The sequence below is a fragment of the Allobosea sp. P4_H5 genome, assembly GCF_056400825.1.
This window is the reverse complement of sequence record NZ_JBFUKM010000011.1, coordinates 85,173-112,065: the sequence shown is the minus strand read 5'-3', so window position 1 is coordinate 112,065 and position 26,893 is coordinate 85,173. Positions and strand designations below refer to the sequence as shown.

Annotated in this window: 25 protein-coding genes; 15 read left to right on the top strand and 10 right to left on the bottom strand. The window is 66.7% G+C overall.

Going from position 1 to position 26,893, the window contains the following annotated elements; genetic code table 11:
• Positions 1-244: 244 nt before the first annotated feature.
• Positions 245-628 carry a tautomerase family protein gene (locus AC1DS0_RS21965; protein ID WP_476816393.1) on the bottom strand — a complete coding sequence of 128 codons (384 nt, stop codon included), beginning with the start codon at positions 626-628 and terminating at the stop codon, positions 245-247.
• A 117-nt stretch (positions 629-745) separates the two neighbouring features.
• Here AC1DS0_RS21965 and AC1DS0_RS21960 point away from each other — a divergent pair, with 117 nt between their 5' ends.
• Positions 746-1,588, top strand: a complete 843-nt coding sequence (locus tag AC1DS0_RS21960; protein ID WP_476816392.1) for a LysR substrate-binding domain-containing protein — start codon at positions 746-748, stop codon at positions 1,586-1,588.
• A gap of 6 nt (positions 1,589-1,594) precedes the next feature.
• On the opposite strand, the gene AC1DS0_RS21955 is transcribed toward AC1DS0_RS21960, so the two are convergent.
• Positions 1,595-3,802 carry a RelA/SpoT family protein gene (locus AC1DS0_RS21955; RefSeq protein WP_476816539.1) on the bottom strand — a complete coding sequence of 736 codons (2,208 nt, stop codon included), beginning with the start codon at positions 3,800-3,802 and terminating at the stop codon, positions 1,595-1,597.
• 156 nt (positions 3,803-3,958) lie between these two features.
• Positions 3,959-4,348 carry a DNA-directed RNA polymerase subunit omega gene (gene rpoZ / locus AC1DS0_RS21950; RefSeq protein WP_057192190.1) on the bottom strand — a complete coding sequence of 130 codons (390 nt, stop codon included), beginning with the start codon at positions 4,346-4,348 and terminating at the stop codon, positions 3,959-3,961.
• Between the two features lie 157 nt (positions 4,349-4,505).
• On the opposite strand from rpoZ, the gene AC1DS0_RS21945 reads away from it, so the two are divergent.
• Positions 4,506-4,952 (top strand): GFA family protein, encoded by a 447-nt coding sequence (locus AC1DS0_RS21945; RefSeq protein WP_476816391.1) that lies wholly within the window; start codon positions 4,506-4,508, stop codon positions 4,950-4,952.
• An 8-nt stretch (positions 4,953-4,960) separates the two neighbouring features.
• On the opposite strand, the gene AC1DS0_RS21940 is transcribed toward AC1DS0_RS21945, so the two are convergent.
• On the bottom strand, positions 4,961-6,667 hold the full coding sequence (locus AC1DS0_RS21940; RefSeq protein ID WP_476816390.1) for an ATP-binding protein: 1,707 nt from the start codon (positions 6,665-6,667) through the stop codon (positions 4,961-4,963).
• 203 nt (positions 6,668-6,870) lie between these two features.
• Here AC1DS0_RS21940 and AC1DS0_RS21935 point away from each other — a divergent pair, with 203 nt between their 5' ends.
• The gene (locus tag AC1DS0_RS21935) at positions 6,871-7,623 is read left to right on the top strand and encodes a pyridoxine 5'-phosphate synthase (RefSeq protein ID WP_476816389.1); all 753 of its coding nucleotides are present in this window, start codon (positions 6,871-6,873) and stop codon (positions 7,621-7,623) included.
• A gap of 9 nt (positions 7,624-7,632) precedes the next feature.
• Positions 7,633-8,037 (top strand): holo-ACP synthase, encoded by a 405-nt coding sequence (acpS, locus tag AC1DS0_RS21930; protein WP_100963071.1) that lies wholly within the window; start codon positions 7,633-7,635, stop codon positions 8,035-8,037.
• 36 nt (positions 8,038-8,073) lie between these two features.
• Here acpS and aqpZ read toward each other — a convergent pair whose 3' ends face one another.
• Positions 8,074-8,784: an aquaporin Z gene (aqpZ, locus tag AC1DS0_RS21925; protein ID WP_152014157.1), complete on the bottom strand. Its 711-nt coding sequence runs from the start codon at positions 8,782-8,784 to the stop codon at positions 8,074-8,076.
• Positions 8,785-9,165: 381 nt separating this feature from the next.
• Between aqpZ and lepB the strand changes: the two genes are divergently transcribed.
• From lepB to AC1DS0_RS21895, 6 genes are all read left to right on the top strand, one after another.
• Complete coding sequence (gene lepB, locus AC1DS0_RS21920; protein WP_152014156.1) at positions 9,166-9,930, top strand: signal peptidase I; 765 nt, start codon at positions 9,166-9,168, stop codon at positions 9,928-9,930.
• On the top strand, positions 9,927-10,658 hold the full coding sequence (gene rnc / locus AC1DS0_RS21915; protein ID WP_476816388.1) for a ribonuclease III: 732 nt from the start codon (positions 9,927-9,929) through the stop codon (positions 10,656-10,658). Before lepB ends, rnc begins: the two co-directional genes overlap by 4 nt.
• Positions 10,651-11,562 (top strand): GTPase Era, encoded by a 912-nt coding sequence (gene era / locus AC1DS0_RS21910; protein ID WP_476816387.1) that lies wholly within the window; start codon positions 10,651-10,653, stop codon positions 11,560-11,562. The genes rnc and era overlap by 8 nt, the downstream gene beginning before the upstream one ends.
• A gap of 177 nt (positions 11,563-11,739) precedes the next feature.
• Positions 11,740-12,354: a LabA-like NYN domain-containing protein gene (locus tag AC1DS0_RS21905; RefSeq protein WP_152014153.1), complete on the top strand. Its 615-nt coding sequence runs from the start codon at positions 11,740-11,742 to the stop codon at positions 12,352-12,354.
• Positions 12,355-12,472: 118 nt separating this feature from the next.
• A complete protein-coding gene (locus tag AC1DS0_RS21900) occupies positions 12,473-13,195 on the top strand; it encodes a superoxide dismutase (protein WP_476816386.1) in 723 nt (240 codons plus the stop codon).
• 62 nt (positions 13,196-13,257) lie between these two features.
• A complete protein-coding gene (locus AC1DS0_RS21895) occupies positions 13,258-13,647 on the top strand; it encodes a nuclear transport factor 2 family protein (protein ID WP_476816385.1) in 390 nt (129 codons plus the stop codon).
• 14 nt (positions 13,648-13,661) lie between these two features.
• Here the strand turns inward: AC1DS0_RS21895 and smpB are convergent, their stop codons facing one another.
• Both smpB and dapA read right to left on the bottom strand, forming a co-directional pair.
• Positions 13,662-14,135 (bottom strand): SsrA-binding protein SmpB, encoded by a 474-nt coding sequence (smpB, locus tag AC1DS0_RS21890; protein WP_110492638.1) that lies wholly within the window; start codon positions 14,133-14,135, stop codon positions 13,662-13,664.
• Between the two features lie 52 nt (positions 14,136-14,187).
• Positions 14,188-15,081 carry a 4-hydroxy-tetrahydrodipicolinate synthase gene (dapA, locus tag AC1DS0_RS21885; RefSeq protein WP_476816384.1) on the bottom strand — a complete coding sequence of 298 codons (894 nt, stop codon included), beginning with the start codon at positions 15,079-15,081 and terminating at the stop codon, positions 14,188-14,190.
• Between the two features lie 365 nt (positions 15,082-15,446).
• Here dapA and AC1DS0_RS21880 point away from each other — a divergent pair, with 365 nt between their 5' ends.
• The 5 genes from AC1DS0_RS21880 to AC1DS0_RS21860 all read left to right on the top strand — a co-directional run bounded on the left by AC1DS0_RS21880 (position 15,447) and on the right by AC1DS0_RS21860 (position 21,499).
• A complete protein-coding gene (locus AC1DS0_RS21880; protein WP_476816383.1) occupies positions 15,447-17,417 on the top strand; it encodes a lytic transglycosylase domain-containing protein in 1,971 nt (656 codons plus the stop codon).
• Between the two features lie 164 nt (positions 17,418-17,581).
• Positions 17,582-18,742: an amidohydrolase gene (locus AC1DS0_RS21875; RefSeq protein ID WP_476816382.1), complete on the top strand. Its 1,161-nt coding sequence runs from the start codon at positions 17,582-17,584 to the stop codon at positions 18,740-18,742.
• Positions 18,739-20,034 carry an MFS transporter gene (locus AC1DS0_RS21870; protein WP_476816381.1) on the top strand — a complete coding sequence of 432 codons (1,296 nt, stop codon included), beginning with the start codon at positions 18,739-18,741 and terminating at the stop codon, positions 20,032-20,034. Before AC1DS0_RS21875 ends, AC1DS0_RS21870 begins: the two co-directional genes overlap by 4 nt.
• Before the next feature lie 110 nt (positions 20,035-20,144).
• Entirely contained in the window at positions 20,145-20,516 is a 372-nt protein-coding gene (locus tag AC1DS0_RS21865; RefSeq protein ID WP_476816380.1) for a MarR family winged helix-turn-helix transcriptional regulator, read from the top strand.
• A 95-nt stretch (positions 20,517-20,611) separates the two neighbouring features.
• Positions 20,612-21,499, top strand: a complete 888-nt coding sequence (locus AC1DS0_RS21860; protein WP_476816379.1) for an alpha/beta fold hydrolase — start codon at positions 20,612-20,614, stop codon at positions 21,497-21,499.
• An 8-nt stretch (positions 21,500-21,507) separates the two neighbouring features.
• Here the strand turns inward: AC1DS0_RS21860 and AC1DS0_RS21855 are convergent, their stop codons facing one another.
• The 3 genes from AC1DS0_RS21855 to AC1DS0_RS21845 form a co-directional block, all read right to left on the bottom strand.
• On the bottom strand, positions 21,508-22,521 hold the full coding sequence (locus AC1DS0_RS21855; RefSeq protein WP_476816378.1) for a hypothetical protein: 1,014 nt from the start codon (positions 22,519-22,521) through the stop codon (positions 21,508-21,510).
• A 10-nt stretch (positions 22,522-22,531) separates the two neighbouring features.
• A complete protein-coding gene (locus AC1DS0_RS21850; RefSeq protein WP_476816377.1) occupies positions 22,532-24,868 on the bottom strand; it encodes an OmpA family protein in 2,337 nt (778 codons plus the stop codon).
• A gap of 210 nt (positions 24,869-25,078) precedes the next feature.
• Positions 25,079-26,470 carry a porin gene (locus AC1DS0_RS21845; protein WP_152014142.1) on the bottom strand — a complete coding sequence of 464 codons (1,392 nt, stop codon included), beginning with the start codon at positions 26,468-26,470 and terminating at the stop codon, positions 25,079-25,081.
• Positions 26,471-26,893 lie beyond the last annotated feature (423 nt).

Here is a 26,893-nt window from a genome sequence, read left to right as displayed (position 1 = left end):
GCGGGGAGAGTTAGGGGCATCAGGGGTGATGTTTCCAGTGCCCGCGCGCACAACGTTGTCAGCAGAAGCGCGGGATCCCCTCTCCTGAAAGGAGAGGGGTAGGGGTGAGGTGTTCGGGAGCGATATCGTGAGCCTGAACCCGACCGTGCGGTGAGCGCTCGCCGAACGGATCAGACCGCCCATACCTCACCCTGCCCTCTCCTTCCAGGAGAGGGTTCCCCGCGCCTTTTCTGGCTCCATCGGCTCACGCCACGTACTGCGCGATGCCGCCGCCGAAGGACCAGTCCTCGCGCTTGACCTCGACGAGGTTGATGAAGATGTCGTCGGGCCTCAAGCCCGGCTCCTTCTGCAGGTTCTCGGCGATGGCCGCATAGAGCGCCTTCTTCTGGGTGACGCCACGGGTGTTGGCGACGGTAAGCTGGATGATGACCAGCGCGTCGCTGCGGTTGAAGCCGAAATAATTGTTGTCGAAGATGAACTCCTCGGCCTCGTGCTGGTGCACCACGGCGAAGAGGTCGTTCTCCGGCACCTCGAAGGTTGCGCGAAGGGCGCGATAGACGCCATCGACGATGGCGGCGGGGTGCGAGGCCGGGCGGCCGCGGCGCATCGAAATCCGGATCAGGGGCATGACAGGCTCCATAGGACGAGGGCGGTCTTCGCCGCCGACGCCTTGAAACTAGGCTTGAAATGACGATCTGAAAATCGTATTTTTGACGATATCAATAATCTCGAATCCAGATTTGTCATGAGCAACACACTCGACCTCGACGGCGTCGCCGCCTTCCTGCGCGCGGCGGAGTTCAGCAGCTTCACCCGTGCCGCCGAGGCGCTCGGCACGGCGCAATCGCTGGTCTCGACGCGCATCAAGAAGCTGGAGGAGGCGCTCGGCCAATTGCTGCTGCAGCGACATCCGCGCCTCGTCCGGCTGACAGCCGAGGGCGAGCGCTTCCTGCCGGCGGCGCGTGACTTGATGGCGGCGCATGAGCGAGCCCGGACCTCGTTCCAGCAGGTTCAGGAGCGCATCAGCATCGGCATTAGCGAGCAGGCGGTGGGAGCCGACGCCCCTGCCCTGCTGGCACGGCTGGCCCGCCACGACCCTTCTCTGGTGATCGGGCTTCGCATCGAGCCCTCGGCCGCGCTCGACACGGCGTTCGAGCGCGGCGAGCTCGATGTCGCGGTGATCCGCCGGCTGGGCTCAGGCCGCACCGGCGAGGTGCTGCGGCGTGACGCCTTCGGCTGGTTCGGCGCGCCATCGCTGACGAAGCCGGATGGGCCGATACCGCTGGTCAGCCTGATGCCGGAATGCCGCCTGCGCCGCCACGCCATGGAGGCGCTCGACAGCGCCGGCCTGCCCTGGCGCGAAGCCTTCATCGGCGGCGGCATGGCGGCGGTGCTGGCGGCCGTCGAAGGCGGCCTCGGCGTCTCGCCACTGGCCGCCCGGATCGCGCCGCGCGGGGCGATCGATCTGGGACCGGACTGGGGGTTGCCGGCGCTGGATACGTTCGAGGTCGTGCTGCGCAGCAATGTAGCAACGCCGCGCGCCAACGCCTTCGTCAGGGAGCTCGCGGCGGCGTTCCGGGCGGGGTGACGCGCACTACGCCACCACCCTCTCGACCCGGCTGATCACCCGCTTCTCGCGCAGTTCGCTGATAATCGCGCTGAGGTGCTTCAGGTCCCAGACCGTCAGGTCGATGGTGACGTCGGTGAAATCCGGCGTCGGACGGACCATCGAGACCGCGTCGATATTGCCGTCATGCTCGGCGATGGTGGTGGTGATCTGGGCGAGCGAGCCCGGCTCGTTGATCGAGTTGAGCTGGATGCGCGCCGGGAAGCGCTGCGGGCGCTTGTCGTCGAGGTCCCAGCGCACATCGAGCCAGCGCTCGGGCTCGTTGTCGAAGGCGGCGAGTGAGGGCGACTGGATCGGATAGATCGTCACCGCCTCGCCCGGCGTCAGGATGCCGACGATGCGATCGCCCGGCACGGCGCCGCCACCCGGCGCAAAACGGACCGGCAGGTCGCCGCCGAGACCGCGGATCGGGATCGCGTCGGTGCCCGGCGTCTCGTTCGGCAGCTTGAACTTGAGGTTCTCGCCCTGGCGCAGTTCGAACCAGCCCTTGCCGGGCGGCGCCGTCTTGGCCTCGCCTGTCGCGCGCTTCTCCGGCTCCAGATCGGGATAGACCGCCCGCACCACGTCGCCCGAGAACATTTCGCCGCGGCCGACGGCAGCGAGCACGTCGTCGACAGCGGTGCGCGCAAGCCGCTTCAGCGCGGCCTTCAGCTTCTCGTCGGTGAAGGGCCGCTCGGCCCGCATGAAAGCGCGTTCCAGGATCTGGCGGCCGAGCCCGGCATATTGCCGGCGCACCGCGACGCGCGTGGCGCGGCGGATGGCGGCGCGCGCCTTGCCGGTCACTACCAGCGATTCCCAGGCGGCCGGAGGCGCCTGACCCTCGGCGCGGGTGATCTCGACCTCGTCGCCGTTTTGCAACTCGGTGAGAAGTGGCGCGATCCGGCCATTGATCTTGGCGCCGACGGCGGTGTTGCCGACATCGGTGTGAACAGCATAAGCGAAATCGATCGGCGTCGCGCCGCGCGGCAGGGCGATCAGGCGCCCCTTGGGCGTGAAGCAGAAGACCTGGTCGTGGAAGAGCTCGAGCTTGGTGTGCTCGAGGAACTCCTCGGGATTGTCGCCCTCGGCCAGCAGGTCGACGGTGCGGCGCAGCCATTGATAGGCGCGGCTCTCGTCGGCGGCGGCGACGACACCGGCCGTCCGTCCGTCCTTGTAGCGGGCATGGGCGGCGATGCCGAACTCGGCGACGCGGTCCATTCCGTCGGTGCGGATCTGCAATTCGACGCGCTGGCGGCCGGGGCCGACGACGGTGGTGTGCAGCGAGCGGTAGTCGTTCTGCTTCGGCGTCGAGATGTAGTCCTTGTAGCGGCCCGGCACCATCGGCCAGGTCATGTGGACGATGCCGAGGACGCGGTAACAGTCCTCCGGCTTGTCGATGATGACGCGGAAGCCGAAGATATCGGAGAGCTGCTCGAAGGAGACGGATTTGCGCTCCATCTTCTTCCAGATCGAATAGGGGCGCTTGCGCCGGCCATAGACCTGCGCCTCGATGCCGCGCTCGGCGAGCTTGGCCTTGAGATCGCTCTCGATCTCGCCGATGACCTTGCCCTCGCGCTGGGTGACCTCTTCCAGCCGCTTGGTGATGGTGGCGTGCGCTTCCGGCTTGATATGGCGGAAAGCGAGCTCCTCCAGCTCCTCGCGCAATTCCTGCATACCCATGCGGCCGGCGAGCGGCGCATAGATCTCGATCGTCTCCTCGGCGACGCGCAGGCGCTTTTCCGGCGGCACATAATGCAGCGTGCGCATGTTGTGCAGCCGGTCGGCGAGCTTGACCAGGAGCACCCGGATATCGTCGACGATGGCGAGCAGCAGCTTGCGGAAGTTCTCGCCCTGCGCCGCCTTCTTCGAGACAAGGTCGAGCTTCTTGATCTTGGTGAGACCGTCGACGAGGCGGCGGATATCGGGCCCGAACAGGGTCTCGATCTCCTCCAGCGTCGCCTCGGTGTCCTCGACGGTATCGTGCAGGACGGCGGCGACGATGGTGGCGTCGTCGAGCTTGAGCTCGGTGAGGATCGCCGCGACTTCGAGCGGATGGGCGAAGAACGGGTCGCCCGAGGCGCGCTTCTGCGTACCATGCGCACGCATGGCGTAGACATAGGCGCGGTTGAGCAGCTCCTCGTCGGTGTTCGGGTTGTAGCGCTTGACCCGGTCGACAAGCTCATATTGCCGCATCATGCCCATGCGGGCGCAACTCCACCGCTCAACTCGATTGGATTCGCTTCAATATCAACGATCGCGGCAGGCCGCGGCAAGATCAATCCGTGCGTGACAGGCATGAAAAAGCCCGGCAGGGCCGGGCTTTAGCAGATATCGTCAACGCTTTCCGACGGTTCAATCTTCGTCGTCGGCGCTCTCGGTCGGCGGGACGAGCCCATCGAGGCCGCGCAGCAGATCGTCTTCGCTCATCCGATCGAACTGGACTTCAGAATCGGGGGTGGCGACATGCGACTGCGAGGTCAGCAGCGGCACGGTGTCAGCCTCCGGCTCGTCGACCTCGACATGCTTCTGCAGCGAGTGGATCAGGTCTTCCTTGAGATCCTCGGGGGTGAGCTTCTCGTCGGCGATCTCGCGCAGGGCGACGACCGGGTTCTTGTCGTTGTCGCGCTGGACGAGGATCGAGGAGCCCGAGGCGATCATGCGGGCGCGGTGGCTCGCGAGGAGAACCAGCTCGAAGCGGTTCTCGACCTTGTCGATGCAGTCCTCAACGGTGACGCGAGCCATTCGCGGCTCCTTCTGATCGTGCGCGATGCGATGGAAAGGTTGAACGGCGCTCATACAGGTTGAAGCGGATGGATGCAAGAATTTCGCTGCTGCCACGCGAGCGCTTCGGTCATTGCTTGAATGCGGCAAGCTAAATGCCTTCGCCTGGGGCCTCCATTTGACCAGTTCCACCCGCTCCCGCCCCCGTAATCTGTCCGGCCGGTGCTTTTGCGGCGCGGTGTCCTACAGCGTCACCGACGCCTTCGACTACGCCATGAACTGCCATTGTTCGCAGTGCCGCCGGACCACGGGAGCAGCCTTCAAACCATTCGCCGGCATTGCGAGGCGAGAGCTCGAAGTCACGCAAGGCGCCGGCGCCCTGCTGCGCTATGGCAGCGACGAAACCCATGACGTTCATTGCGGGCGTTGTGGCTCGCTGCTGTATTCCGTGGTCCGCGCGGGTGCTTTCGTCCATGTCACCCTGGGCACGTTGACCGACGCACCCAGCATCAGGCCGACGGCGCACATCTTCGTCGGTTCCAAGGCACCGTGGTTCGAGATCACCGATGCCCTGCCGCAATATGCCGAGTTCCCGGACGGCCCGCTCGTCGCATCCTGCTGCTGACGACGGCGTCAAAGCCCCCGCATGCGGGCGACGAGCTCCTCGACCAGCGGCTCGCGGTGCTCGGTCTGCACCGACACACGACCTGCCATCGCCGGCAGTTCCTCAGGTCGCTGCTCCAGGAAGCGCATGCGCATCGTTGTTGCGACCGCCTCGCCGAAGGCGATCGCCTCGCGATTGCCGATCGAGGAGAGGAAGGCGATGGTGCTGGCCGAGGCATCGGCGATCGCAGCGCGGATGATCTCCTGGTCGCGATCATTGCCGAGGCGCATGGCGAAGACGGTCGAGCATTGCGACAGGATGGTCGGGTCGAGTTCGCCGGGACGCTGCGTCACCAGGCCGAGATAAGCGCCGTATTTGCGCCCCTCCTTGGCAATGCGGGCGATGGCCTGGCGCGTCGGTGCGAAGCCGAGCGCCTGGTCCTGCGGCACATAGCGATGCGCTTCCTCGCAGAGCAGCAGGATCTCGTAGCTGCCGCGGCTCGCCATGGCGAGGTCGAAGGCGAGCCGCGCCAGGCTGGACGCGACGGCGTTGACGACCTCCGAGGGCAGCCCGGCGAGCTGGAAGACGGTGATCGGCCGGCCCCGATGCGGAACGCGGAAGACCTGGCTGATCACCGGGGCGATCGTCTCCATGCTGTTGGCATGGGCGAAGAGGAAGCCATAGCGCGGGTCGCCGTGCAGCGTCTCCAGCCGCACCCTGAGCGCGCGCAAGGTCGTACGCGGATAGCGCAGTTCGTGGAGACCAATCAGTTCGTCGATCGCCGCGAAGAGATCGGCGAGGCGATAAGGCGCGGCGAGCTCGGCTGATCCGCTGGCCTCGGCCGGGCGACGTGCGGCGCCGAGCTCCAGCGGCCGCTTCAGCACGCTGCTGCCGAGATCGCGCGCCATGTCCTGCGGCGACACGGTGCGGTAGCGGCTGCGCGCGACGGCGATGACCTCGCGCAGGATCTCGGCCTCGTCCTCCAGCGGCGGGCGGCCGCGGAAGACGATGTCGGCGAACTCCTCGAAACGGAACAGCCAAAACGGCAGGTCGAGCGTGCTCGCATCGATCCGCGCGGAGCTCTCGGAGAAGGCGTGGGCGTACTCGTTGTGGGGATCGAGGATCAGCACGCGCAGGTTCGGCCTGGCCGCGACCGCCTTGCGCAGGATCAGCGCGACGGCGCTCGACTTGCCGACACCAGTAGTGCCGAGCACGGCGAAATGCCGCGACAGCAGGCGCTCGATGTCGACGCTCGCCGCGACGCCCGCATCCTGCGTCAGGCTGCCGAGGACGACGCCCTTGCGCTGACCGAGATCGTGGATGCGCTCCAGGTCGCGCGAGCGGATGCGGTGCGCCGGCGCTCCGATCGGCGGATAGGTGGTGATGCCGCTGTCGAAGCGCGCAGTGCCGTTCTCGCCATCGACGACCTCGCCGAGCAGCTCGACCTCGACCGCTATGGAATTGGACCCGGCCTCGTTCCAGGCCGATTCCAGCGCACGCATCTCGTAGACCAGCCCGACGATTCGGCTGGTGCCGAGATTGATCGAGAGCAGGCGGCCGATCGCACAGCCGTCCAGCGTACCCGGCGTCGCCCCCGACGCGCTTGCCGCTATCGTGGCGCGCGAGCCCGAACAGGCGATCACGCGGCCGAGCGCTCGGTCGGGCGGCTGGTTCGCGTCGCGCCGATCGGGGGTAACCTCGCTCTCGAACTGCCGATGGTTCGCGGGAAGCTGCATGACAGGTCTGGAAACGCCTCAGGGAGATTTCGGAGGCTAGTTTCCAGGGCTTAACAACAGTCACGCCGCAGATTTCGTGCATTTTCAGTCACTACACGCATTACGTGCATCAATTGATCAAGAACGCTGACGGTGTCGATCACATCGCTTGCCTTGAACCGTTGCCGAGTGCGGCGTAGACGGCAGATAACGGAGGGGCGACCATGACCGAGAACCGCTTGCGCCTGGGCGTGAACATCGACCATGTTGCGACCGTGCGAAATGCACGCGGCGGCGCCCTGCCCGATCCGGTGCGTGCCGCCCTTCTCGCGGTGGCCGCCGGCGCCGACGGCATCACCGCCCACTTGCGCGAAGACCGACGCCATATTCGCGACGCCGACATGGCAAGGTTGGCAACCGAATTGTCCAAGCCACTCAATTTCGAGCTGGCCGCGACAGCGGAGATGATCGGCCTCGCCGAGAGGTTCAAGCCGCATGCCGCCTGCCTGGTGCCCGAGAAGCGCGAGGAACGCACCACCGAGGGTGGGCTTGATGTCGTCGGTCAGGCGCAGGCGCTCGCCGCCCCGATCGCCAGGCTGAAGGCGGCGGGCTGCCGCGTCTCGCTGTTCATCGAGGCTGACGAGGCGCCGATCGCGATGGCCGCGAAGCTCGGTGCGCCGGTGGTCGAGCTACATACCGGCACCTGGTGCCACGCCGTCGCCGACGGCCATGCCGACAAGGCCGAGGCCGAGTTCCAGCGGCTCGCCAATGGCGCGGCCTTCGCCGCCTCGCTCGGGCTGGAGGTCCATGCCGGCCACGGCCTCGACTACGACACCGCGCGCAAGCTCGCCGGTGTTTCGGCCTTCGTCGAGTTCAACATCGGCCATTTCCTGATCGGCGAAGCGATCTTCGTCGGGCTGGAGACGGCCATCGCCGTGATGCGGCGAGCGATGGACGAGGGCCGCGCGGCCAGCTAGACCGCTGGAATGATCCTCGGCATCGGCTCCGATCTCTGCGACATCCGCCGCATCGAGAACTCGCTCGCCCGCTTTGGCGAGCGCTTCACACAGCGCATCTTCACGCCGGGCGAGCAGGCGAAATCCGATCGCCGCGCCACGCGCGCGGCCTCCTATGCCCGCCGCTTCGCCGCCAAGGAAGCCTGCTCGAAGGCGCTCGGCACCGGCATCAGGTCCGGCGTGTTCTGGCGCGACATGGAAGTGGTGAACCTGCCGAGTGGGCGGCCGACCATGCGGCTGACCGGCGGCGCCGCAGCGCGTCTCGCGCAAATGGTACCGCCGGGCCACGAGGCGGTCGTGCATGTCTCGCTGACCGACGATCCGCCTTTGGCCCAGGCCTTCGTCGTGATCGAGGCCAGGCCGATCCAGGCCTGACCTCGGGTTGCGGATATTGCGCGGCAGGCGCCGGGGTCAGCCGGTGACCTGGTCCTGCGACTCGCCGCTCAGCCAGCGATAGAGGACGCCACCAATTACGCCGCCGATGATCGGCGCCAGCCAGAACAGCCAGAGCTGCTGCAGGGCCCAGCCGCCGACGAAGAGCGCCGGGCCGGTCGAGCGCGCCGGGTTCACCGAGGTGTTGGTGACCGGGATGCTGACCAGATGGATCAAGGCGAGGCCGAGGCCGATGGCGAGCGGCGCGAAGCCGGCCGGCGCCTTGCCATGGGTCGCGCCCATGATGATGAACAGGAACATCATGGTCATCACCACCTCGGTCAGGAAAGCCGAGGCCAGGCCGTATTTGCCGGGCGAATGCTCGCCATAGCCGTTCGAGGCGAAACCCTTGGCGAGATCGAAACCAGGCGCGCCGACCGCGATGAAATAGAGCACGGTGGCGGCGAGGATGGCGCCGATGACCTGGGCGACGATGTAGGGCACCACCTGGCCGGCCGGGAAGCGCCCGCCGGCGGCGAGGCCGATCGTGACGGCCGGGTTGAGATGACAGCCAGAGATATGGCCGATCGAATAGGCCATGGTGACGACGGTCAGACCGAACGCGAGAGATACACCAAGCAACCCGATTCCGACCTGCGGAAAGCCCGCTGCGATCACGGCGCTGCCGCAGCCGGCGAAGGTCAGCCAGAAGGTACCGATCACCTCTGCGACATAGTTTCTCGTGCTCATCTCGATTCGCCCTTTGGTTGCGATCACAGGACTGTGATCGCAGCGCAATCCAGCGTCAATCTGGCGCAGACGCAGGGGCAAGCTGCGCCAATGCAGGGCGGCAGCACCATCGCCACAGGTCGTGACGGACCGCGCTTCCTCGCTGCCCCTCGGTGGGGTGCCGGACCTGCTCTCGGCACCGCCCGCAGGGGCGCCTTGCGCTGAGAACACCACTCGGGGCTTTCCGGCGCCGGCCGATGAGAGTATCGGCACGGCGTGCCTTTGGCCCGTGAAACGGCCGTTCATCCCTCCCATATCGACTTGCCAGATCGCGCCTGCGTTGTCCGACACACGATAGTCGGCTAGACCGCGCAAGCGAAACGCAGCCAGCAGGAGCCCCGCGTGGCGAACGACGCCGAGATCAAGAACAAGACCAAGGACGAAGGCGGCATCCTCGAGACGATCAAGGTCGTCGTCCAGGCGCTGCTCATCGCCCTCGTGATCCGCACCCTGCTGTTCCAGCCCTTCAACATCCCCTCGGGCTCGCTGATCCCGACGCTGCTGATCGGCGATTACCTGTTCGTCTCGAAATACACCTACGGCTATTCGAAGCATTCGATGCCGTTCAGCCCGCCACTGTTCCAGGGCCGGGTCTGGGCCGCAGAGCCGAAGCGCGGCGACATCGCCGTGTTCAAGCTGCCGAGCGACGGATCGACCGATTACATCAAGCGCGTCATCGGCCTGCCGGGCGACCGCATCCAGATGATCGACGGCATCCTCCACATCAACAACGCGCCGGTGAAGCGCGAGCGGATCGCCGATTTCGTCACCACCGACGCCTGGGGCCGCTCTGCCCCCGTGATCCAGTATCGCGAGATCCTGCCGAACGGGGTCAGCCACAGCATCATCGAGCGCGAAGGCGACACCGGCACCTTCGACAACACCCCGGTGTTCACGGTGCCCGCCGGCCATTTCTTCATGATGGGCGACAATCGCGACAACTCGCTCGATTCGCGCGACCGCAGCGTCGGCTATGTGCCGTTCGAGAACTTCGTCGGCCGCGCCGAGATCATCTTCTTCTCGATCGACGAGGGCGCGTCGGCCTGGCGCATCTGGGAATGGCCCTGGACGGTGCGCTGGAACCGCATGTTCTCGACGATCAAGTGAGCAAGCCCACCGATAGCGGCCGCAAGCTGCCCGAGCTCTCGCGGCTCGAGGACAAGCTCGGCCACCGCTTCCGCGACCGGGCCCTGCTGGAGACGGCGCTCACCCATATGAGCGCCGATCCGCGCCGGCTTGCGAGCTATCAGCGGCTCGAATTCCTGGGAGACCGCGTGCTCGGCCTCTCGGTCGCCGACATGCTGTTCACCACCTATCCGCAGGCCGAGGAAGGCGACATGTCGCGCCGCCTCGCCGACCTGGTTCGCAAGGAGACCTGCGCGGCGGTTGCGAGCGCTTGGGATGTCGGCCCGCACTTGCGGCTCGGCGAGGGCGAGATCCTTTCGGGCGCGCGCAAGAACAAGGCGATCCTGGCCGATGCCTGCGAGGCGATCATCGGTGCCGTCTTCATCGATGGTGGCTATGATGCCGCGCGCAAGCTGGTCGAGGCCGGCTTCGGCGAGCGGCTGCTGACGCCGGTGACGCCCTTGCGCGACGCCAAGACCGCGTTGCAGGAATGGGCGCAGGGCCAGGGCCATCCGACGCCGACCTATGCCGAGCGCGGCCGCTCCGGCCCCGACCATGCGCCGATCTTCCGTATCGCGGTACGGATCGGCTCATTGGTGGAAGCAGAGGCGGAAGGGCGCTCGAAGCGGCTGGCAGAGCAGGCGGCGGCCGAAGCCTTCCTGCGGCGGCAGGGATTGTGGAACGAAGGAGCGGAGGCGGACCATGGCTGAGGACGACCAGCAGACCCGCTGCGGCTTCGTCGCGCTGATCGGCGCGCCCAATGCCGGCAAGTCGACGCTGCTCAACCAGCTCGTCGGTGCCAAGATCTCGATCGTCTCGCGCAAGGTGCAGACGACGCGCACGCAGGTGCGCGGCATCGCCCTCTCCGGCCCGACACAGATCATCTTCGTCGACACGCCCGGCATCTTCGCGCCCAAGCGCCGGCTCGACCGCGCCATGGTGACGAGCGCCTGGGGCGGGGCGACCGATGCCGACCTGATCGGCGTGCTGATCGATGTCGGGCGCTTCGACCATGAGGAGAACACCGCGCTGCTGGAAAGGCTCGCCCAGCTGAAGCAGCCGAAGTTCCTGATCCTCAACAAGATCGATACGATCCCGAAGGAGAAGCTGCTTGCCATCACCGCAGCAGTGAACGAGCAGTCCAAGTTCGAGACGACCTTCATGGTCGCGGCGCTGACCGGCTATGGCGTCAAGGACATCCTCAGCTGGCTGGAGACCCGGCTGAAGCCCGGTCCCTGGCTCTATCCGGAGGATCAGATCTCGGATGCGCCGCTGCGCTTCCTTGCCGCTGAGATCACCCGCGAGAAGATCTTCGAACGCCTGCACGACGAGCTTCCCTATCGCTCGACGGTCGAGACCGAGAGCTGGCAGCAGCGCCCGGACGGCTCGGTCAGGATCGAGCAGACGATCTATGTCGAGCGCGAAGGCCAGCGAAAGATCGTGCTCGGCGAAGGCGGCCAGACGATCAAGGCGATCGGCCAGAAGGCGCGCGTCGAGATCGCCGAAGCGGCCGAGGCGAAGGTCCACCTCTTCCTTTTCGTCAAGGTCCGCGAGAATTGGAGCGACGATCCGGAGCGCTATCGCGAGATGGGATTGGACTTTCCAAAAAGCTGAATATTGCAGCGCTCGCACGTGAAAATGGTAAAATCTGCTCCCAATCTTGCGCGGTACGCCACATTCACCACATAAACGCCGAAGGACCGCTCGATTTGGAGCGTCAGCCTGACATTATTCGACCTAGATCCGTGCCGATTCTTATTGATCGACCGTATTTAAGCCAGGAGCCATTACATGGCAGGTGAACCGCGTATCGCGCTCTTCATCGACGGAGCTAACCTCTACGCGACGTCGAAACAGCTCGGCTTCGACATGGACTATCGTCGCCTGCTCAAGGAATTCCAGGGACGTGGCAATCTGATCCGAGCCTTCTACTTCACGACACTGGTGGAAAGCGAAGAGTACACCTCGATCAGACCGCTGGTCGACTGGCTCGACTACAACGGCTACCGCGTCGTCACCAAGGCGGCCAAGGAGTTCACCGACGCGACCGGCCGCCGGCGCGTCAAGGGCAACATGGACATCGAGCTCGCCATCGAGATGCTCGAGCTCGCCCCCCATCTCGACCAAATCTACCTGTTCTCCGGCGATGGCGATTTCCGCCCGCTGGTCGAGGCGGTGCAGCGCAAGGGCGTGAAGGTCTCGGTGGTTTCGACCATCAACACCAATCCGCCGATGGTCGCCGACGATCTGCGCCGGCAATGCGACGAGTTCGTCGAACTCGCCAGCCTGATGCAGAAGGTCGGCCGCGACCCGGCCGAGCGCGCGGCGCGCGCGCCCGGCGCCGGTAATCCGGGGCTGGAGCGGCGCTACGGCATCCGCCAGGGGGACGAGCCGCCGGAGGGCTGAACCTGCCCTGCCCTATCGCGTTGTCGATGGAGGAGCAGCGGCGTTGAGCCGCGGGCACTTGACCGCAGCTGCGGCTCGCGCAAGCTCTGTTTCCGCAACGACACCCGGAGGGCACGCCTTGGAACGCCGCAGCTTTCTCACCGGCCTCGCCGCCGGTTCAGCCTTCGTGATTGCCCGTCCGGCACTGGTGCTGGCGCAGACGGCGCCGGCTCCTGCCGCTCCGCCGCCGGTCTTCACGCTGCCGAAGCTGAGCTATGCCTATGAGGCACTGGAGCCGACCATCGATGCGCAGACCATGCGCATCCACCACTCGCTGCACCACCAGGCCTATGTGAACGGCGCCAACACGGCCGCGGGCCAGTGGGAAGCGCTGCGGACCACGCCGATCGAGACGGTGCTCGCCGATCTCAGCGTTGCGCCCGACACTGTCCGCACCGCCGTGCGCAACAATGTCGGCGGCCACTGGAATCACAGCTTCTTCTGGGAGCTGATGACGCCGGGCGGGGCCCAGCAACCCGGCGCCGAACTGAAGAGCGCGATCGACGGCGCCTTCGGCTCGATGCTCGAGCTGGTGCAGAAGGTCAACCAGGCCGGCGCGACGCGCTTCGGCTCGGGCTGGGCCTGGCTCGTCGTCGACAAGGACAAGAAGCTCGCCATCATCTCGACGGCCAACCAGGACACACCGCTCGAGCTCGGCGCCAAGGCCGTGCTCGGCATCGATGTCTGGGAGCACGCCTATTACCTGAAGTACCAGAACCGCCGGCCCGAATACCTCGCCGCCTGGTGGAAGACGGTGAACTGGGACAAGGCGAACGAGAACTTCAAGAAGGCGATGGGCTGACCGCACGGAACCTGCCCCGACCTTTCCCGTTAGGGCTGTAATGGGGAAATGAGGGGCAGTTCATGTCGGATGACGTCAGCGAGATCGCGCGCACCTGCTATCAAGCTTATGTCGACAAGGATCGGGCAGCGATCGAAGCCCTGCTCGACGAGGATTTCCATTTCACCAGCCCGCTCGACAATCGCCTTGATCGCGCGACTTATTTCGAACGCTGCTGGCCGAACAGCGAGCGCATCCGCGCCTGCACGTTCAAGCGCCTCATCGCGATCGGCGAGACGGTCTTCGTGACCTATGAAGGCGAGGGTCTCGACGGCAAGGGCTTTCGCAATACCGAGGTCATGACGATCCGAGACGGCAAGATTGTCGCGGTCGAGGTCTATTTCGGCTGGTCGCTGCCCCATCCGGCGCCAGAGGGAAGTTTCGTCGAGCCTGAAGGGCTGACCGCCGGATAGTATGGATTTGGCGCCTATCCCCCCGTTTTCAGGATGCGCGCCTTGTCGCGGTTCCAGTCACGAGCCTTCTCGGTCTCGCGCTTATCGTGCAGCTTCTTGCCCTTGCCGAGGCCGAGCTCGACCTTCGCCCGGCCCTTGTCGTTGAAATAGACCTTGAGCGGAATGACGGTGTAGCCCTCGCGCTGGATCGCGCCCATCAGCTTGTCGATCTGGCGGCGGTGCAGCAGCAGCTTACGCGGCCGGCGGACATCATGATTGAAGCGATTGGCTTCGAGATATTCCGGGATATGGGCGTTGAACAGGAAGAGCTCGGTGCCCATCGGCCCGGCATAGCTCTCGCCGATCGTCGCCCGGCCGCCGCGCAACGACTTGATCTCGGTGCCCTGCAGGGCGATGCCGGCTTCCAAGGTCTCGGTGATGGCATAGTTGTAGCGCGCCTTGCGGTTATCGGCCGCAAGCTTGTAGCGCTCTGGATCTGGCTTGCTCATCGAAACTCTCCGGCAACCGGCGCTCGCGAGACCGCGACGCCGATCACCTCACTTAAGCATTCAACAGGCCGGCGTGAACCATGGCGCTGCGGATGACGTCACCGGTCGCCGCCGTAACCGGCATCAGCGGCAGGCGGAGCTCTTCCTCGATCCGGCCGAGGCGCTTCAGACCATGCTTGGCGCCGGCGAGACCAGGCTCCTTGAAGACGGCGTCGTGCAGCGGCACCAGCCGGTCCTGGATCTTCAGCGCGCCGGCATAGTCGCCCTTGAGGGCGCAAGCCATCAGGTCGGCGCAAAGCTTGGGCGCGACATTGGCGACGACCGAGATGCAGCCATGGCCGCCGGCAGCCATATAGGCCAGCGCGGTCATGTCCTCGCCCGAGAGCTGGATGAAATCGGGGCCGAGCACATGGCGCTGCAGCGAGACGCGCGCGAGATTGGCGGTCGCATCCTTCACGCCAGCGATGTTCTTCAGCTCGTAGAGCCGGGCCATGGTCTCGACCGACATATCGACCACCGAGCGCGGCGGGATGTTGTAGATGATGATCGGGATGCCGATCGCATCGTTCACCGCCTTGAAGTGCTGGTACATGCCTTCCTGGGTCGGCTTGTTGTAATAGGGCGTGACCACGAGCACGGCCTGGGCGCCCGCCTTCTCGGCGTGCTTGGCCAGCGAGATCGCCTCGGTGGTGTTGTTCGAGCCGGCGCCGGCGATGACCGGCACCCTGCCCTTGGCCTGGTCGATGACGATCTCGGTGACGTGGCCGTGCTCGTCATGGCTGAGCGTCGGGCTCTCGCCGGTGGTGCCGACCGGAACCAGCCCGGTCGAGCCGCTCTCGATCTGCCAGTCGACCAAAGCGCGCAGCGTCGCTTCGTCGATCTTTCCGCCCTTGAACGGCGTCACCAGCGCGGGCATCGAACCGGTGAGGGGCGCATGCTTGGTCATGGACGGTCCTGAAAACGACAAAGTTCGGCGTGAAACGGTTTCCCGCCAAAAAACAGGCGACAGACATAGCCTTTCAGCCGCAGTCCGCAAAGCCGGCAACCCATCAAATATCGTGGCGGCATGGTTAGGACTTCATAAAACTCCCTGCGGGAGCATGGCCTACTGCTACGATCCGGCTTGCTTGGGGGGATCCCTTGATGGCGCTATCGCCGGGCCGACGGTTCTTCGGAGCCGGCCTGACGCTTATCCTTGTTGCTGTTGGGCCCTGCTCCGCGGGCCCTGACGGCTCGCATCCGCTGCAGATCGAGCGTCTGGCGCGCGTCAATACGAGCGACGACACCGGACAAGCGAGCGTGGATGTCGGCGTGACCGCCTCGCTCGCGCCGCAGACCGAGCCGCCTGCGTCGCCCGTGCCGCCGGCCACGATCGCCCGACCGGAAGAGCGCATCGATCTCGAACCGCTGAAGAAGGCGGTCGCAGCCTACCGCGCCGGTAAGCTCGAGGATGGCGATGCCATCGCCCGCGGCATCGACGACAGGGCGGTGCGCGGCATGCTGGAATGGGTGGCGCTGCGCAGCCTGTCCAATGTCGTCAGCTTCGAGCGCATCGCCGAATTCCTCGACGCCTTCCCGAACTATCCCGGCACGACGCCGTTCCGTCGGCGCGCCGAGGCGGCGCTGGTCACCGATCGGCGCAGCCCTGAGACCGTGCGCGCCTTCTTCCATGGCCGCGAGCCGATCAGCCCGGCCGGGCGCGTCGCGCTCGCCCGCGCTCTCGCAGCCGAGGGCAAGACGGATGAGGCGCTGGCGGTTGCCCGCCGAACCTGGCTCAAGGACCATCTCGGCGCCGGGCTCGAGAAGATCGTGCTCGACAATTTCGGCGACAAGCTCACCGCCGCCGATCATCGCCTGCGCACCGAACGCTATCTCTTCGCCGGGAAGAGCGAGGAGGCGCTACGAAACGCCGCCCGCGTCTCGCAGGACTATGTCGCCCTCGCCAAGGTCCGGCTCGCCAGCGCCAAGGCCAAGGGGCCGATCGTACAGAAGCAGATCGACGCCGTGCCGGCGGCCCTGAAGAAAGACATCTCCTTCGCTTTCCTCCAGGCGCAGCAGGCGCGCCGCTCCGGCAAGCCGGCCGATGCCGCCAAGGCGATCGCCGAGGTGCCGCGCGACCCGGCCGTGCTCGGCGATGGCGATGGCTGGTGGGAGGAGCGTCGGCTGATCGCCCGCAAGCTGCTCGACGAAGGCGACGCCAAGGGCGCCTATGCGGTCGCGTCCGGCCATGGCGCCGAGGACACGGCCGAGCGCATCGACGCCGAATGGCATGCCGGCTGGATCGCACTCCGCTTCGAGAAGGATGCCGAGCGGGCAGCCAAGCATTTCGCCGAAGCCGCCAAGATCGCCGAGACGCCGATCTCGGTGGCGCGCGCCGCCTATTGGCAAGGCCGTGCCGCCGATGCGCTCGGCAAGGCCGATGAGGCGAAGACCTTCTACAGCCGCGCCGCCCAGCACCCGGTCGCCTATTATGGCCAACTCGCCCGTGCCCGGCTCGGCCTCGTCGATTTGCCGGTCCGGCGCACCATGGCGGCGCCGCTGGCGCATCTGCCCGGCTTCAAGGCCGCGAAGCTGCTCTACGCGATCGAGGCGCCCGATCTCGCCGGGCAATTGCTGATCGACCTGTCGCAGCGCCTGCACGATGCCGCCGCGCTCGAAGCGATCGCCGACATCGCCCGCCAGCGCGGCGATGCCAAGACGCTGCTGACCATCGGCAAGATCGCGTTGCAGCGCGGCTTCCCGCTCGACGAGGCCGCCTTCCCGACCTTCGGGGTGCCGGAATTCCCGTCGGTGGGCGATCCGATGGAGCGTGCCATCGTCCACGCCATCGCCCGGCAGGAGAGCGCGTTCGATCCGGCCGCGGTCTCGCATGCCGGCGCGCTCGGCCTGATGCAGATGATGCCGGCGACGGCGCGCGAGACGGCGCGGCGGGCGCAATTGCCGTTCGAGCTCGACAAGCTGACCAAGGACCCGCTCTATTCGGCCAAGATGGGCGCAGCCCATCTCAACGACCTGCTCGGCGACTGGCGCGGCTCCTATATCCTGACCTTCGCCGCCTACAATGCCGGCTCCGGCAATGTGAAGAAGTGGATCACCGCCTATGGCGATCCGCGCACCCCTGAGGTCGACGCAGTCGACTGGGTCGAGCGCATCTCCTTCACCGAGACGCGCAATTACGTGCAGCGCGTGATGGAGAACCTGCAGGTCTACCGCCAGCGCCTCAACCAGCGCACCGCCTATATGATCGACTACGATCTGAAGCGCGGCGGCAAGCGGGATTGAGCGCCCACCTCTCCTTCTGAAATCCCGTCTCCCCGGCGCGCCGCGACGATCGCGGCGCGAACCTATCCACATGCCCGGCAGCGCTCTCTCGCAATGATCACTCCTGCCATTTGCAATATTTGAAACTTTCAAGTACCTGACTCCCAAAATCGGGAGGACATCTGATGCTGCCGGACATTGCCGCGCATGCGCCGACTTTGCAGGCTTGGCGCCGCGACCTTCACGCCCATCCCGAAACCGCCTTCGAGGAAGTCAGGACCTCGGCCTTCGTCGCGGAGACGCTGGCCTCGTTCGGCATCGCCGTGCATCGCGGCCTCGGCGGCACCGGTCTCGTCGGCGTGATCGAAGGCGCAGCGCCCGGCCCGACCATCGGCTTGCGTGCCGATATGGACGCCCTGCCGATGACCGAGGAGACTGGCGCCGACTATCGCTCGACGGCACCCGGCCGCTTCCATGGCTGCGGCCATGACGGCCACACGGTGATGCTGCTCGGCGCGGCCCGGCATCTCGCGGCCAATCCGCCCAAGCGCGGCAAGATCCACCTGATCTTCCAGCCAGCCGAGGAGATCGGACTCGGCGCCAAGCGCATGATCGAGGACGGGCTGTTCGAGCGCTTCCCCTGCTCGGAGGTCTACGCGCTCCACACCATCCCGCTCTATGCCGAGGGCACGGCGGCGGTCCGCCCGGGCCCGACGCTCGCCGGCATCGCCGCCTTCGAGATCAGGATCGACGGCGTCGGCGGCCATGGCGCGGCTCCGCACACCACGATCGATCCGCTGCAGGTCGCGGCCCGGCTCGCGACCGAGATCTCCTCGATCGTCGGCCGGTATGTCGATCCGCTGGCGCCGGCGGTGATCAGCCTCGGGCGGCTCACCGCCGGCACTGCGCCGAACATCATCCCAGCCTCGGCCGAACTCAGCGGCACGATCCGCACCTATGACCCAGCGGTCGAGGCGTTGATCCTGAAAAAGCTCGACGCGATCTGCCAGGGTTTCGCGGTGATGTCGGGCTGCACGATCGTTTGCACGCAGGCGGCAAGCTGCCTGCCCTGCGTCAACGATCCGCGCGCCGCAGCCGCCGCGGCGGCTGCCGCCGGCGAGGTCCTCGGTTCGGGCAATGTCCGCACCGACATGAAGCCCCTGCCCTTCTCCGACGATTTCGCGCTGATGCTCGATCAGTGGCCGGGCGCCTACATCTTCCTCGGCCAGCCCGGGGCGATGTGCCACCACCCGACCTTCGATTTCGACGACCGCCTGCTGCCTGTCGGCGCCAGCATCCTAGCACGCATCGCCGCGCGCCAGACCATGGAAGGGGCCGGCGAATGACTGCCGCCACGATTGAAGCCACCCAGCCGCGTTCGGCCTCGATGGTCCGACGTGCCGTCATCTCCTCGGTGATCGGCAACGGGCTCGAATGGTACGACTTCCTGGTCTACGGCTTCTTCTCGACCATCATCGCGCAGGTCTTCTTTCCGAGCGCCGACCCGTTGGTCTCGGCGCTGCTGACGGCGGCGACCTTCGCGATCTCCTTCCTGGTGCGGCCGGTCGGCGGCGTGCTGCTCTCGACCTATGCCGACCGCTTCGGCCGCAAGCCGATCCTGACGGTGATGATCCTGATCATGGGATTCTCGACCGTGCTGATCGGTCTGACGCCGAGCTATCAGACGATCGGCATGCTGGCACCGATCCTGGTGATCGTCGCGCGCATCCTGCAGGGCATCTCGGTCGGCGCCGAATTCGCCAGCGCCACCGCCATGCTGGTCGAATACGCCCCGCCGCGGAAGAAGATGCTCTATGGCAGCTTCCAGATGTGCTCGCAGGCGCTGGCGCTCGCGCTTGCAGCCTTCTCCGGCTACGCGCTCTCGACGCTGATGACGCCGGAAGCCTTGCAGGACTGGGGCTGGCGCGTGCCGTTCCTGCTGGGCTCGCTGATCACGCCGCTCGGCTTCTATATCCGCCGCTTCGTCGACGAGTCGCCGGAATACGAGAAGGATGCCGGCGCCAAGGTCAAGCAAACGCCGTTCCGCACCGTGCTGGCCGAGCATCGCAGCGCCCTGTTGCGCAGCTGCGGCATCATGATCCCCGGCACCGCCTCGAACTATGTCTGGTTCATCTTCCTGCCGGGCTATGTCGTGCGCCAGCTCAAGCTGCCCTTCACCAGCGCGATGCTGAGCTCACTGATCGGCGGCATCCTGCTCTTCATCTTCGTGCCGATCATGGGCCAGCTCGCCGATCGCTGGAATCCGCGCCGCGTCTGGCTCTGCGGCATGCTCGGTTTCGCGCTGCTGTCCTATCCGCTCCTCGCCTATGTCGTGGCGGTGCCGAGCTTCGAGCGGCTGCTGATCGTGCAGGCGATCTGCGCCCTGCCGATCGCCGCGATCTGGGCGCCGACGCCGGGGCTGCTGGCCGGGATGTTCCCGACCACTGTCCGCTCGACCGGCATGTCGATCGCCTACAACATGGTGGTGCTGCTGTTCGGCGGGCTCGCGCCCTTCACCCTGACCTGGCTGGTGGCCAACACCGGCTCGGACATGGTGCCGTCCTACTACCTCATCGCCTGCACGTGCCTGGCGCTGGTCGCGCTCTGGCAGGCCGATCGCGGCGAAGTCAGGCGTTGAGCCGAAGCTGCGAAGTCGAGTAGGACGGTCGTCAACCGCTGCGAAAGAGGAGCATCGACCTGCGCGAACCGTTCCTGACCTTCCGGCTCGACCAGCTCAACCAGACCGCGATGGCCAGGGCCTCGAAGGTCTACAAGGCCGAGCTCGGCCTCAGCATCCGAGAGCTCCGGGTGCTCCGGACGATCGGCGACGAGCCCGGCCTGTCCTCCGGGGCGCTGGCGGAAGCGAGCCTGATCGAACAGACGCTGGTCTCCAAGCATCTGCGCAAGCTCGTCGATGGCGGCTATGTCCGGCGCGAGCTCGAAAGTGAGGATGCGCGGCGGGTGTCCCTGCGCCTGACGACGAAGGGCGAGAGCGTCAGGCAGGAGGCCGACCGTCTGGGCGAGGTGATGGAGCAGGATTTCCTCTCCGCGCTCACGCAGGAGGAGCTCGACATCTTCAATCGCTGCATCGCCAAGCTGAGGAGTTGGGGCGCGTCGTAGAGCACTGCGGCCGGATCGCAGAGCCGGGCCCCGCTTTCGCCCACCCCACCGCCATGGTTAGGTGCGAGACGCCCGCCTGCTTCCCCGAGTCCCGCATGAATTCCGATACCGGCTTCCGCTCCCTCTTCATCAGCGCCCGCGACGGGCTGAAGCTGCATATCCGCGAATATGGGCCACAGGCGGCGCCGAACCTCCCGATCGTTTGCCTACCGGGCCTTGCCCGCACCTCCGCCGACTTCCACGAGCTCGCATTGGCGCTGGCGGAAGACGGGCCGCGGCGGGTGCTGGCGCTCGACTATCGCGGCCGCGGCCGCTCCGACTACGCCAAGGACTGGCACGACTACGACATCCGCGTCGAACTCGACGATCTCATGCAGGTTCTGGCAGCGACCGGCGTCGAGGAGGCCGTCTTCGTCGGCACCTCGCGCGGCGGGCTTTTGACAATGGCGCTGGCCGCCGCACGGCCGACCGCAATTCGCGGCGTCGTTCTCAACGATGTCGGGCCGGTGATCGATGCGCGCGGGTTGCTGCGCATCCGCGGCTATGTCGGCAAGCTGCCGACGCCGCGCAGCTTCGCCGAAGGCGCCGAGATCCTGAAACGGCTCTCGGACCAGCAATTCCCGCTCTTCAGCAAGGCCGAATGGGAAATGATGGCGCGCCGGACCTGGACCGAGCGCAATGGCGCGCTCGTACCGGACTATGATCCGCGCCTGCTGAAGACGCTGGAGGAACTCGATCTCGAAGCGCCCCTCCCAGAGCTCTGGCCCTATTTCGCCGCGCTGAACCATGTCCCGGTGCTCGCCATCCGCGGCGAGAACTCCGATCTCCTGGCGGAGAAGACGCTGGAGGAGATGGGGCGGCGCCATCCGCATTGCGAAACCTTCACCGCGCCCGGCCAAGGCCATGCCCCCCTGCTCGGCAGCAAGGACATGGTCCGCCGTATCGGCCGGCTGATCGCGAAGGCGGAAAAGCAACCGAGCTGAGAAACGCCTCAGCGCTTCTTCTTGCGACGCTTCGCCTTGACCGCCCGCGAATGCTCGGTCTCGCCGCCGCCGGCGAAGATCTTGGCTTCAGCCTGCCATTGCTCAGCAACATCGCGGCCCGGGAAGCCGGTGTGGTGGGCGAGGAAGCGCAATTCGTCCGGTCCCAGCGCGGTGATCTGGTCGAAATGCCAGATGCCGAGCGTATTCAGGGTCTCGGCGATCGCCGGGCCGATGCCGTCGATCAGGCCGAGATCGTCCGGCTTGCCGCCGCGCGCGCCCGGCAGGAGATTGCCCGGGCGTTTGCCTTCGAGTGCCGCTCCGGAGAGCGGGATCGCCGTCACCGGCTCGACCGTCGTCGCGGTTCGTGCCAGCGCAGCCGCCTGGGCCACCCAGTCCTCACGCTCGATCCGCCCCGGAAAGGCCAGATAGGTGCCGACCCATTCGACATTGTCAGGCGTCCAGCCGGCGATCTGGCTGAAGTGCCAGATGCCGAGCGCATGCAGGCGCGTCTCGTTCTGCGGGCCGATCCCCTTGATCAGCTTGAGATCGTCGGCCTGCCCGCCGCGGGCAGCGGCGAAGCCGGCCGGGCGCTTGCCGGCGATCCCATCCTCGCCCTCGACCTTCGGCATGGGAGCCGGTTCGCCCGTCGCTCCCTCGCTGGCCTTGGCCTGCGCGACCGGTGCGGGAAGAGCCGGAGCAGGCTGCGGCAAGGCGAGGCGCGGTGCCGGCGCGGCGAGCGCCGGGAGCGCCTCGCCTTCGCCGGCGAACAGGCTGCCGATCAGGCAGCCGGCGACATAGGCGAGCAGATAGAGCAGCGCGGTCTCGATCCAGAACGCCACCTGATCGTTGACCAGCCGGAGCCAGACCAGCGCCGCCAGCGCGGCCCAGAGCATGGCGAGGCCGATGACCGGGCCGCTGGCGAAACCACGCGGGCCGCCGCGACCGGTCAGCCAGCCGAAGACCAAGCCCATCGCGAAGGCAGCGAGGAGAAACCAGGCGAACTGGGTCGCGAGATAGAGCATCGCTCCCTCCTTACTTCGCCACGGTGAACTGGACGCGGCGGTTCTTCACCCGCGCTTCCGGATCGCCATGGGCCACCAGCGGCCGATCGGTGCCGTAGCCCTTGACCTCGAGCTGGGCCGGGCCGATGCCGCGACGGATCAGCTCTTCGCGGACCCGCAGCGCCCGCCGGCTCGACAGATCGAGATTGTTGAAGCCGCTGCGCTCGCCGTCGAGATTGGCATGGCCCTCGATGGTGACACGCGAGGTCGGGCATTGCTTGAGGATGGCGGCAGCCTCCGTCATCGCCCGCTCGGTCACCGGGTCGAGCGTCACGACCGCGGTGCCCTGGCCGAACATCACGTAATAGCGCTGGGTCAGCGCATCGAGCTCGTTCTGGCAATTGCTCGGCGGATCGATCACGCAGCCGGTCTGGCGCATGCCGATCTCGGCCTTGCCGGAGAAGCTGTCCGGCAAGCCGCTCGCCAGATTGGTCTGGACCTCGTCGCGGATCAGCGCGCGGCAGGTCAAACCGCGGACATTGACCTCGCGATCGACCACGCTGGCCGAGCCCAGATCGAGCCGCAGCAGGTCCTGGACCACCCCGCGCGCCGCGACCCCGAATCCGGTCGGCGCCGCCGGCAGGATCTCGGTCTCGTCGCTGACGCGCCCGCGCATGGGCGAGGCCTCGATCAAGGCCGCGATCGCGTCCTTGGCCGCAGCGTCGGGCAGATAGCCGCCCAGATAGCCGCCGGATTTGTCGATCGAGGCGCTGAAGCCATAGCTGCGCAGGGTGAGCGCCGGCCGGCCCGAGAGCGAGAGCCCGGCCGGCAATGCCTTGCCCTTCAGCGCATTCTCCAAGGCCTGCCAGCCGGCCTTGTCCGCCGCGGCGCCGGTGAGGCTGAGCGCGGAGCCCGCCAGCGAAGCACTGCCCTGCGCCATCCTGCCGAGGAGCCCGAGGGCGAAGCGGGTCGCCTCGCCGTAGTCGGGACCGCCGCGCGGACCAGCTTCGATCACAGTCCGATCGACGACCTCGCCGCCGGACAGCGCCGCACGCGCCGCCTCCAGCATAGCCACCTTGGCCGCGGCGTCGGGCGCAACGCCAGACAGGACGATGCCGTTTTCGGACTTCTCGGCCCGCCATTGCAGCGGCCGGGGTGCTGCCGGCGGTGCAGCTTGCGGCTCGGTGATTGCAGCCGGGCCAGGCGTGGCGGGGACCGGATTGACCGGAGCCGATGGCTGACTGGCCGGCGCAGGTGCGCTCGGTGTCGCCGGCGCGGTCGGTGTCACGTCGACCGACGGAGCGGGTGCCGGCTCACTCTTCGGCGCCGGCGGCGGAGGTGGCGGGCAGGTGATGCTGGCGAGCGCGACCGAATCGGGACCGTCACCTTGCGCGATGTTCAGCTTCAGCGCCTCGCAGGCCTCGTAACCGTCCGGTCCTTGTCCGGAGATGCGATAGGCGGCGCCGTCGAGCTCGGCCTTGCCGCTGCGCAGACGAGCGAGATCGGCGACAGCACGCGCCACTTTGCTCGCAAAAGCGGGGGGCTCGCCGACAGCCTGCAGCATGCGATCGTTGACGGCGCCGGCCGAGGGGAAAGCGCGGCCGAGCAACGCACCGATCTCGCGACGCGCCGCATCGGAGGGATAGTAGCCGGTGACCGTGATGGCGCCGGATACGCTCTTCTCGGCGCTCCAGCGATAGGGGCTCACCGTCGCCGGGCTGAGCGGGCAGTCGACGCGCGTGAAGCCTTTCGGCGACGCGCTGGCAGCGCCCTCGCGCAAGGATTGGAAGCTCTGCGGCGTCGCCGCCGTGCCTTCGACGCAATAGCGGGAATCGTCCAGCGCGACCTTGCCGGTGGAGAGCTGGCCGAGATCGCGCATCAGCAGGGCTGCGAGCTCGGCGAAACCGACCGGGGCGCCGAAAGAGACCTTCTGCTGGTCATCGACCTTCAACCCCGGGTCCAGCGCCCGCGCCGCCGCCAGCGTTGCCATGGCCGTCGCCTCGTCGGGCACGAAGCCGGACAGCGTCACGAGATTGCCCTGCCGCGTCGCCGACCAGCTATAGGGTCTCTGGGCGATGACCTGCGTCAGCCCACCGAGCACGCGCCGGACGCCGAATTCCGATTGAAGTTGAGCCAGCGCCTTGCTGGCGCCATCGGCCGTGACGGCCTCGCCATCCAGATAGACGTCGCGCCCGCTGACGCGGACCGAGACGCTGCGCGCGCCCGAGGCAGAGCCGGCCACCGCGCTCGCCGCAAGCGCCCTCGCCTCGATGTCGCGGCGTACGGGCTCGGTGTTCAGCGCATTGGCAGCCGCCCAGACCAAGGACAGCGGAACAAGCCCCCAGAGCCACCCGGCCTGCCGCGCCATGCCGAAATCCCCGCCTTGCCCAAGGGTCGTCGGCGTCGAATCCCGCCGCCTGCAACCCGTTCCAATCACGCCCTATCGCGATCCCAAGTCAAGCAAGGGACCGCCCCGCCCTTGCGACGATCAGATGGGTTTTTGCGCTGCGAACGTCAGCCCAAAACGAAAGAAGCCCCGGGTTTCCCCGGGGCCTCCCTTGAACGATCGGATGATCGATCAGAAGTCGCGCTGGATGCGGAGGCGACCAGCCCAAGCGTCGTCGCTCTTGATGCCGAAGCCAGCGACGCGAGCGCCGTTGTTGTCGACCGGGAGAACGCGCGAGGCGAGCTCGGTGCGGGTGTAGAGAACCTCAACACCGATATCGAGACCCGAAACCGGCGACCAGATCAGGTTACCGGCAACGATGAGCTCCTTCGGATCAAGCGAGCGAACCGGAGCGCCAGCGGCATAGAAGCCGGCGGCCTGGACGTAGCCCAGCTTGATCTCCGAGTACGAGCCGTAGAGCTCCGAACGCAGCTGCGGGGTCCAGAAGTGACGCAGACCGGCAACGACCGACCAGCCAGTCGACTTCTTGGTGTTGCCGAGCACGCCCACGCCGATATCGCCGATCACGAGCTGGTTGGCAGCGAGCGCGGACGTCTGGCGGCCCGAGCCGTACTGACCACCCCAGCCGAGATAGCCGAGAGCGCCGTCAGCATAGGCGGCCTGCAGGAACAGGTGATCGCCAGCCGCAAGCATCGGCAGGTTGATCTTCACGCCGCCCTGGATGGCATAGCCGTACTCGTCAGCGCTGGCCTGGGTGAGGAGGCCGGCAGCGTTGACAGTCGAGACAACCTTACGCTGGGTAAGAGCACCCGACAACTGAGCCGAACCCCAGCCCTGATCGACGCGCAGCGAGGCGACGATGTCCGGGAAGTCCTGACCGCCGAGAACCAGACCCGCGCCGGTGAAGCGGCCGAAAGCGCCGTTCTCACGCTGGCCGGTGCCGGTGTTGCGATCTTCGAGCGACACGGTGGCCGAGAAGCCCGAACCGAAGGTGGCGGTGTAAGCCAACAGGTTGAGGCGCGAGTCAGCCGTACGGATCGTCGAGAAGCCGAAGTCGTTCGCATAGAAGTCGAAGAACGACTGAGCGCGACCAGCGGTGATCGGACCGAACTGGATGAAGGCCAGGTCGAGGTTCGAAGCCGTACCAGCGCCACCGGCGCCGTTGCGAGCCTGCCCCGGGGCGATGATGCCCTGGTTGCCGCCGAGGGTGCCGGCATAGAAGCCCGAGCTGTTGGTCAGCTCGTAGCGGAAGAACGTACGCAGCGTGCCGTAAGCGGTCGCGGTGCGGGCGTCGACGTTCAGGCGGCCGCGAGCGCGGGTGCCGTAGGCGTCCTGGCCGCTGCCGTAGCGGGTGCCGACCGTGTACTCAGCACGGACACGACCACCGACGCGCAGGCAGGTGTCAGTGCCCGGGATGTAGAAGAAGCCCGCGCCATAAGCGGAGCAAACGCGAACGTATTCGACCGGAGCGGCCTTCCGCGAAGGAAGGTCGGCGGCCTGAGCCCCGGCAACCGCGGCGATGCCGGCGGCGGAACCGAGGAGGAGGCTCTTTACGAGCTTCATTTGATAACCTCCAAAAGAGTTTCGAGACCCTCGGGCGTCGGCGTGTTCCTAACCGGTGGCCCCAGGAGACCTGTCCGGCGAACCCGCCTATCCCGGTCTTTCGCCCGCGTCCCCGAACCGTTCGGAGGCGAAGACGAAAAACAGCGACCGGGAACGTCCCGCCGCACAGTCACCATTACGAATGCCCGGCCGCCGATCAACCACGATCACGCCACAGTCCCCGCCGAGGACCCGCTTTACCCCCTGGTGTTGCAGCCGGGCCACGCTTTGACCGGCAAACTTAAGAGAGCATTAACCGAACAGGGCCGGCGGAGGCCCTGGAAGCCCCCTGTCGCAGCCTGTCAGGGGCGAATCTCCTCCATTTGTCTTGTGCGTGAGTCGCCGAACCGCGCTGCAGCGAATCTCCTGGCCTTTCCAGGGCCG

Bases quoted from the DNA above. Each gene is read 5' to 3' on its own strand.
- AC1DS0_RS21965 (WP_476816393.1), bottom strand. From the start codon at position 628: ATGCCCCTGATCCGGATTTCGATGCGCCGCGGCCGCCCGGCCTCGCAC.
- AC1DS0_RS21960 (WP_476816392.1), top strand. From the start codon at position 746: ATGAGCAACACACTCGACCTCGACGGCGTCGCCGCCTTCCTGCGCGCG.
- AC1DS0_RS21955 (WP_476816539.1), bottom strand. From the start codon at position 3,802: ATGATGCGGCAATATGAGCTTGTCGACCGGGTCAAGCGCTACAACCCG.
- rpoZ (WP_057192190.1), bottom strand. From the start codon at position 4,348: ATGGCTCGCGTCACCGTTGAGGACTGCATCGACAAGGTCGAGAACCGC.
- AC1DS0_RS21940 (WP_476816390.1), bottom strand. From the start codon at position 6,667: ATGCAGCTTCCCGCGAACCATCGGCAGTTCGAGAGCGAGGTTACCCCC.
- AC1DS0_RS21935 (WP_476816389.1), top strand. From the start codon at position 6,871: ATGACCGAGAACCGCTTGCGCCTGGGCGTGAACATCGACCATGTTGCG.
- acpS (WP_100963071.1), top strand. From the start codon at position 7,633: ATGATCCTCGGCATCGGCTCCGATCTCTGCGACATCCGCCGCATCGAG.
- aqpZ (WP_152014157.1), bottom strand. From the start codon at position 8,784: ATGAGCACGAGAAACTATGTCGCAGAGGTGATCGGTACCTTCTGGCTG.
- era (WP_476816387.1), top strand. From the start codon at position 10,651: ATGGCTGAGGACGACCAGCAGACCCGCTGCGGCTTCGTCGCGCTGATC.
- AC1DS0_RS21905 (WP_152014153.1), top strand. From the start codon at position 11,740: ATGGCAGGTGAACCGCGTATCGCGCTCTTCATCGACGGAGCTAACCTC.
- AC1DS0_RS21895 (WP_476816385.1), top strand. From the start codon at position 13,258: ATGTCGGATGACGTCAGCGAGATCGCGCGCACCTGCTATCAAGCTTAT.
- smpB (WP_110492638.1), bottom strand. From the start codon at position 14,135: ATGAGCAAGCCAGATCCAGAGCGCTACAAGCTTGCGGCCGATAACCGC.
- dapA (WP_476816384.1), bottom strand. From the start codon at position 15,081: ATGACCAAGCATGCGCCCCTCACCGGTTCGATGCCCGCGCTGGTGACG.
- AC1DS0_RS21875 (WP_476816382.1), top strand. From the start codon at position 17,582: ATGCTGCCGGACATTGCCGCGCATGCGCCGACTTTGCAGGCTTGGCGC.
- AC1DS0_RS21870 (WP_476816381.1), top strand. From the start codon at position 18,739: ATGACTGCCGCCACGATTGAAGCCACCCAGCCGCGTTCGGCCTCGATG.
- AC1DS0_RS21865 (WP_476816380.1), top strand. From the start codon at position 20,145: ATGGCCAGGGCCTCGAAGGTCTACAAGGCCGAGCTCGGCCTCAGCATC.
- AC1DS0_RS21860 (WP_476816379.1), top strand. From the start codon at position 20,612: ATGAATTCCGATACCGGCTTCCGCTCCCTCTTCATCAGCGCCCGCGAC.
- AC1DS0_RS21855 (WP_476816378.1), bottom strand. From the start codon at position 22,521: ATGCTCTATCTCGCGACCCAGTTCGCCTGGTTTCTCCTCGCTGCCTTC.
- AC1DS0_RS21850 (WP_476816377.1), bottom strand. From the start codon at position 24,868: ATGGCGCGGCAGGCCGGGTGGCTCTGGGGGCTTGTTCCGCTGTCCTTG.
- AC1DS0_RS21845 (WP_152014142.1), bottom strand. From the start codon at position 26,470: ATGAAGCTCGTAAAGAGCCTCCTCCTCGGTTCCGCCGCCGGCATCGCC.